The 7022-nt window shown below is 43.2% G+C and carries 7 protein-coding genes; all 7 read right to left on the reverse strand.

Going from position 1 to position 7022, the window contains the following annotated elements; genetic code table 11:
• Positions 1 to 169: 169 nt before the first annotated feature.
• Entirely contained in the window at positions 170 to 2062 is a 1893-nt protein-coding gene (gene mnmG / locus NQ556_RS16395; protein WP_008371372.1) for a tRNA uridine-5-carboxymethylaminomethyl(34) synthesis enzyme MnmG, read from the reverse strand.
• A complete protein-coding gene (mnmE, locus tag NQ556_RS16400) occupies positions 2028 to 3407 on the reverse strand; it encodes a tRNA uridine-5-carboxymethylaminomethyl(34) synthesis GTPase MnmE (RefSeq protein ID WP_008371374.1) in 1380 nt (459 codons plus the stop codon). The genes mnmG and mnmE overlap by 35 nt, the downstream gene beginning before the upstream one ends.
• A 327-nt stretch (positions 3408 to 3734) precedes the next feature.
• Entirely contained in the window at positions 3735 to 4643 is a 909-nt protein-coding gene (gene jag / locus NQ556_RS16405; RefSeq protein WP_022220246.1) for an RNA-binding cell elongation regulator Jag/EloR, read from the reverse strand.
• 13 nt (positions 4644 to 4656) lie between these two features.
• Complete coding sequence (locus NQ556_RS16410; protein ID WP_008371383.1) at positions 4657 to 5928, reverse strand: YidC/Oxa1 family membrane protein insertase; 1272 nt, start codon at positions 5926 to 5928, stop codon at positions 4657 to 4659.
• A 54-nt stretch (positions 5929 to 5982) separates the two neighbouring features.
• On the reverse strand, positions 5983 to 6195 hold the full coding sequence (gene yidD / locus NQ556_RS16415) for a membrane protein insertion efficiency factor YidD (RefSeq protein ID WP_008371384.1): 213 nt from the start codon (positions 6193 to 6195) through the stop codon (positions 5983 to 5985).
• 50 nt (positions 6196 to 6245) lie between these two features.
• Complete coding sequence (gene rnpA, locus NQ556_RS16420; protein WP_008371385.1) at positions 6246 to 6590, reverse strand: ribonuclease P protein component; 345 nt, start codon at positions 6588 to 6590, stop codon at positions 6246 to 6248.
• Positions 6591 to 6648: 58 nt separating this feature from the next.
• On the reverse strand, positions 6649 to 6783 hold the full coding sequence (gene rpmH, locus NQ556_RS16425; protein ID WP_022220244.1) for a 50S ribosomal protein L34: 135 nt from the start codon (positions 6781 to 6783) through the stop codon (positions 6649 to 6651).
• Positions 6784 to 7022: the final 239 nt, after the last annotated feature.

Below are 7022 nucleotides of genomic sequence, written 5' to 3' on the forward strand. Positions count from 1 at the left end.
TTGCCCTATAAAGTACACGATAAAACCATTTCTTTGAAAATAGATGTGTACTTTTTGGGTGATGCCCTCAAAAGTACACATCTATATAGAGGGAAAAACAGAAACCAGAAATAATGGATTCTGTAATATCCCAAAAAAGATCAAAATACAGGTCTGGTTATCTGGTGGTCTAATGTCCTAGATATACCAGTAATACAGAAATATCGGCAGGTGAGACACCGGAAATACGGGATGCCTGACCGATGGAAAGCGGTCGGAACTGCTTTAATTTCTGCACAGCTTCGATTCGCAGGCTCGGAACAGCATCGTAATCGATATCTGTCGGTATTTTCCTGGTTTCAAGCTTTTTAAACTGTTCTACCTGTTTTAACTGGCGCTTGATATAGCCTTCATATTTGATGTTGATATCAATTTGTTCCATAATCTCTCGGCTGAAGCGTTCTGTTCGCATATGGTCGATAGGTTCGAGAAGCTTGTAATTCAGCTCAGGACGCTTAATAAGCTCAGCAAGTGTAGATCCTGAAGTAAGAGGCGTACTGTCGCAATTTGTGAGAAAATCCGTGATTTCCTGGGAAGTTCCAACGTTGGTATGCTCAAGCCTGTGGATCTCCTTGCGGATGATTTCTTCTTTGTCTAACAACATCTGGTATCTCTCGTCTGAAATAAGCCCTATTTTGTGCCCTATTTCGGTTAGTCTCTGATCGGCGTTGTCCTGGCGCAGGAGTAACCGGTATTCGGCACGTGAAGTCATCATACGATATGGTTCGTGGCTTTCTTTTGTAACCAGATCATCGATCAGAACACCGATATAAGCCTGGGAACGGTCTAAAATTAACTGTTCTCTTCCTAGAACCTCCAATGCGGCATTGATTCCGGCAATAAGTCCCTGAGCGGCTGCTTCTTCATATCCCGAACTCCCGTTGAACTGACCACCGCTGAACAAACCATGAATAGATTTGAACTCAAGTGTCGGATGAAGCTGTCTTGCATCGATACAGTCATATTCAATTGCGTAAGCATTTTTAACTATTTTTGCGTGTTCAAGACCAGGCACACTTCTGTACATTTCATATTGAACATCCTCTGGAAGTGAACTTGACATTCCGCCGATGTACATTTCATTGGTTTCCAGACCTTCTGGTTCAATGAACACCTGATGCCGTTCTTTATCGGCAAATTTTACAATTTTGTCCTCGATAGACGGACAATAACGTGGCCCGGTGCCTTCGATCATACCAGAATAAAGTGGGGAACGATCCAGGTTTTTACGGATGATCTCATGGGTTGTAGGATTGGTATAGGTAAGCCAGCAGGAAGCCTGCTCAATCTGCACATCTTCTGGATCCGTTGTGAACGAAAAAGGTACGACCCTCTCGTCGCCGAATTGCTCTTCCATTTTGCTGAAATCAATGCTGCGCTTGTCGATACGTGCCGGTGTACCGGTTTTGAAGCGGTACATCTTAATACCAAGCTCCTTCAGACAGTCGGTCAGATAATTTGCTGCCTGCAGTCCGTTTGGACCGGTATGCGTGCTGACATCACCGTAAATGCATCTTGCCTTCAGGTAGGTTCCGGTACACAGTACAACGGCCTTGCAGCGGTATATAGCACCAGAATAGGTCTGAACGCCCGTTACAGAACCATCTTCCACAAGGATATTGACGACTTCACCTTGCCGGATCTCCAGGTTCTCCTGGTTTTCCAGCGTCTGTCGCATGGTATTGCTGTATTTGTTCTTATCTGCCTGGGCGCGCAGGGAATGAACGGCAGGCCCTTTAGATTTATTCAGCATCTTTGACTGAATAAATGTCTTGTCGATGTTCTTTCCCATTTCACCGCCGAGCGCATCCAGCTCGCGTACCAGGTGCCCCTTTGAGGTACCGCCGATATTCGGGTTGCATGGCATCATGGCGATACTTTCTACACTTACGGTGAAAACAATCGTTTTCAGACCGAGTCTTGCGCAGGCAAGGGCAGCTTCGCAGCCGGCATGTCCCGCACCAACTACAACGATGTCGTATGCGTCTTTATTTTCCCATACAGAATTTGCTGAATATTTCATTTACTAAATCTTCTCCTATCGTCTCTCCGGTAATGCTTCCCAGAGATTCATATGCATCCATTAAGTCAATTGTGAAAAAGTCTTCCGGCATTTGGTTTTCGATGCTCTCTTCTACCTTTTTCAGGCTGGAAAGTGCATCGGCAAGAGCTGTTTTGTGCCGGATATTGGTGATATAAACCTCATCGTTAAATGAGATATCACCGTGATAAAACATCTCTTTTAAAGTAGATTCCAGTTCATGGATCCCAGTCTCCTCTTTTGCGGAAATATCGATCATTGGCTTAGTTATCAACGTTTCTAATGCCTTTTTATCAACAACTGTGGATAAGTCACTTTTATTCAGTAGTATTACAGCTTTCTTATCCCGGATCATCTCGATGATCTCGTGATCATTTTCATCAAGAGGTCTGGATGCATCGACCACATAGATGATTAGATCGGCTTTTTCTGCATTTTCTTTTGCTTTATCCACACCGATCTTCTCTACGATATCAGAGGTATCGCGGATTCCGGCGGTATCCATGATGTTTAAAGAAACGCCCTGAAGCTGGATATTTTCCTCTAGGACATCTCTTGTGGTTCCGGCAATCTCGGTTACGATTGCCTTTTCTTCGCCTACCAGAACGTTCATCAGAGAGGATTTCCCGGCGTTCGGTTTCCCGACGATAACCGTCTTGATGCCTTCTTTGATGATACGTCCGTCATCGGCAGTATCCAGAAGACACTGGATTTTCTGCTGCAGATCCTTTACGACGCCCAGGAGACTGTCACCATATCCGTCTACGCTGATATGCTCTGGATCATCCAGTGCACTTTCGATAAAAGCGGTATGGTAAAGGATTACTTCGCGGATTTCTTTAATCTTATTGTGGACAGAGCCTTTCAACTGGTTTACCGAGCTTTGTAGTGCATAGTCATTCTTGGAGCTGATGATATCGATCACGGCTTCGGCCTGTGACAGATCCATTCGGCCGTTCAGAAAAGCCCTTTTGGAAAATTCACCCGGTTCAGCAGGTCTTGCACCGTATTTGATCACGGTTTCAAGTATCTTTCTTGTGACAAATACACCGCCGTGACAGTCGATTTCCACAGTATCTTCACCGGTGTAGCTGTGCGGCCCACGCATTAAAAGAACCAGCACTTCATCAATCGTCTGCTCTCCGTCCATGATATAGCCATAGTGAATGGTATGGCTTTTTTGTTCGGACAGAAGCTTCGGGCTTTTGCCTTTGTAAATTTTGTCAATAATAGAAAACGCATCTTCTCCGCTGAGACGCACGATTCCGATTCCGGAATTAGTCATTGCTGTGGAGATTGCTGCGATTGTGTCTGTTTTAAATCCCATTTTATTGCTTCCTTCTATACTTTTGTAATAAATGCGATGTTATCATTTTACCCCGAAAGCTGTCAAAATGGAAGTGCCTATTGTGAAGAGTAGAAAAAAACCGCGTTACTGTTCACAGTACCTGTGACTAGCAACGCATCTCGCCATTTTAAATCACCTTTGGCGATGGGCGAGATGCCATTCAAGATAAAACGTGCATCCTCCGTGCCAAACAGCGTAGTGATTGACACGGGAGTGAACAGTAAAAAAACCGCAGCCATTAAATGACTGCGGTTTACTGTGAACGATTCAGTTATAACGGTGTATGCAACCAATTTGCGTTACTGTTTAACGGCGGTTCGGTGTTACAACAACACGTCTGTATGGTTCTTCGCCCTCGCTGTGGGTAGAAACTCTGTCATCAGCCTGCAGAGCGGAATGGATGATTCTTCTTTCATAAGGATTCATCGGCTCCAGTGAGATCGGCTTTCTGCTTCGTTTTACTTTGTAAGCGATATTCTTTGCGAGATTTTCAAGAGTCTGTTTTCTTCTTTTGCGGTAGTCTTCTGTGTCGAGTTTGACACGTACATAACCATCCTGTGACTTGTTGGCTACACGGTTGGTGAGGTACTGGAGAGAATCCAATGTCTGTCCACGCTTACCGATCAGGATACCCATGTTGTCACCGCTCATCTCAATTGCAAGAGCACCTTCTTCATCAATGGAGGATACGATAGTTACTTCGCCCATTCCCATTGCCTGAAGAACTTCCTGTAAGAATTTCTCACAGATCTTCTGTGTAGCTTCTGTTACAACGGCTACATGAAGTTCTTTCTTTTCTTCATAAACCGGAGCTGCTGCTGTTACGGCAGAGGCTGTTTCTGTTTTGTTTTCTTTTACAAATTCTTTCTTAGGCTCTTTTTTGAAGTCCTTTTTCGAATCTTTTTTGTATTCTTTGTGTTCTTTGTACTCTTTACGTTCTTTGTGTCCAACGAATTCCTTGCGGTCTTTTCGGAAATCCTTCTTGAATTCTTTTTTGATCTCTTCCGGTTTGATTTCTTCGGCTTTGATTTCTTCTGTTACAGTTTTTTTGATACGGGCACGGATAACTGCCTGACGGCTTCCGATTCCGAGGAAGCCTGCACTTCCTTTTTCAATTACGTCATATTCCATCTGATCGCTGGCAACGCCAAGCTGAATGGAAGCCTCTGTAATCGCATCATCTAAAGTTTTTGCTGATACTGTGATCTCATTCATTTAACTTGTCCCCCTATTTATTGCCTTCGTTAAAACGCTTTACAAGGTTCGCTTTGTCTGCAAGGCTTCCGGCCTTTGCATTTTCATTTTTCTTCTTTGCTTCTTCGAGCTTTTCTTCAAGTTCTTTTGTCTGAGCAGCTGTTCTTACCGGCTCATGAATGTTTTTCACGTTCTTATGAGCCATTTTGTTTACATTGCTTGCATCCACTTCGTTTTTGTTCTTGCGTTTTTCAGCAGCTTTTTCCATATTCTCTTTGATCAGTTCATCCATCGGAATCTTATTCAGATGTTTGTTGATAAAGAACTGCTGTACCATACGGACAACGGCACTTGCAACCCAGTAGATTCCAAGACCTGTAGGTAATGTGAAACACATAAATACAGATACAAGAGGAAGGGTAACGTTCATTGTCTTCATGGTTGAAGCCATCTGGTCAGCCTGCGGATTGTTCGTAACTGCAGTTGTCTGCTGAGAAAGCTTCACGCTCAGGTATTGGGAAAGTCCTGAAAGGACAGGAATCAGCACTGCCATGATCACAATTCCCCATGCGCCGGCTTTTACACCGTTGCTAATGAGGTTCATAGGAGTTTCCGCAATGTTAAGTCCAAGGAAGTTATTCATGGACTTTAATGTATCGACGGTGCTGTCGATCGTAGGCTGCAGATCCGGAAGCTTCTTGCCGAGAGTTTCCCAGGTTGAAGTCTGGAATTTGTACAGTACGTCGATCAGTACGTTTTTATCAGAGTAATCATATTTGGAGGCGGACATAAGGATCGGTTTTGCTTCGCCGATCTTTTCCATGACCTTCTGCCATCCATCCTGTGCCATGATAGAGGTAAGAATCGGTGTGTATACCGCTTTAACCTGTCCAACATAAGCAGGGATGTTGCGGATTACATAGTACATTGCCCAGAGAATTGGGAACTGGATAAACATACTTAAGCATCCGCCGGTCGGTGATACTCCGTATTTTTCATAAACCAATTGTGTTTCTTCCTGCATCTTCTGCATGGAAGCCTGATCATTTTTTCCTTTGTACTTCTGCTGAACCTTCTGGAGCTCAGGGTTCATTGCAGCGGACATCTTGGAAAATTTCTGTTGCTTGATGGTGAGCGGCATCAGTAAAGTGTAGATGACAATTGTCAAAAGAATAATACATACACCCAGGTTGTGAATGCCGATTAAATCCATTACCCGGTAAATACCATCCATGATCTTACCGAGCAGCCAGGCAGCCTGTCCGATGATCGGTGTGCTGACCTGTGTCATTAAAATTCCTGTCATAACCTTTCCTCCATAAACATTTCCGTCCCGGTGTTTGGACGGCTCATAGGTTAGTTAAGGCACCGGATCATATCCACCTTTGGCGAATGGATTGCATCTGAGGATTCTCCATACGGTCAGAAGGCCTCCTTTAAACGCACCGTATTTTTCAATGGCCTCCAAAGCATATTCTGAGCAGGTTGGAATGTAAATACAGTGGGTATATACCTTCATAGGTGATAAATATTTTCTGTAAAAACGAATCAAATATAATAATATCTTTTTCATAATTTCAGTGCCTCGTAGTGTATATCCGTCTTCTCGATATACTGAACTGGCTAATTGCAGTCCGAATAAATGTGATGAAGTTTGCCCAGATGGATGAGAGCGCTTTCAATCTCATGGTATGACCGGTCTTTGGCGGTCGTCCTTGCGATGATCACGATATCATATCCACATTGGAACTGTTCTTCGTGTAACCTGTAACTCTCACGGATCAGCCTTGTTAAATGATGTCTTATGATGCTGTTCCCAACTTTTTTGCTGACGGAAATTCCGACGCGGTTGCGTCCGAGATCATTCGCCAGGAGATACATTACAAGGTACTTGTTGCCATAAGGTTTTCCCTTTCTGTATACAGACTGGAAATCCCTGTTTTTCTTCAATGATTCGGAAAATTTCATACTTTATTCTCCCGATTTACATAAATTTGCATAGAAGAAAAGGCCACATATATGTGACCTATGCTGATAATACTTTTCTTCCTTTTGCTCTTCTTGCTGCAAGAACTTTTCTTCCACCTGCTGTGGCCATTCTTGCTCTGAATCCATGAACTTTCGCTCTGGAACGTTTCTTTGGCTGGAATGTCATCTTCATTGATATCCACCTCCTATCGATTTCTTCTTATATGAATAGAAGCTTATTTACGTTTTTAAGACATCGTACTTCATTATAATCAAAAAAGCTGTCTCCGTCAAGCAGTTTTAATAAAGTTTCGACCCTTATTTTAAGGAAATTATGAATAAGTTTATGGTTTTTGATTGATTCTGAAATCGTTTTAAGGTAGAATATAAGAGTATGATTATGCTTATTTTGAAGATGAATGGGGCAGGAAT

The sequence above is a fragment of the Coprococcus comes ATCC 27758 genome, assembly GCF_025149785.1.
Lineage (GTDB): Bacteria > Bacillota > Clostridia > Lachnospirales > Lachnospiraceae > Allocoprococcus > Allocoprococcus comes.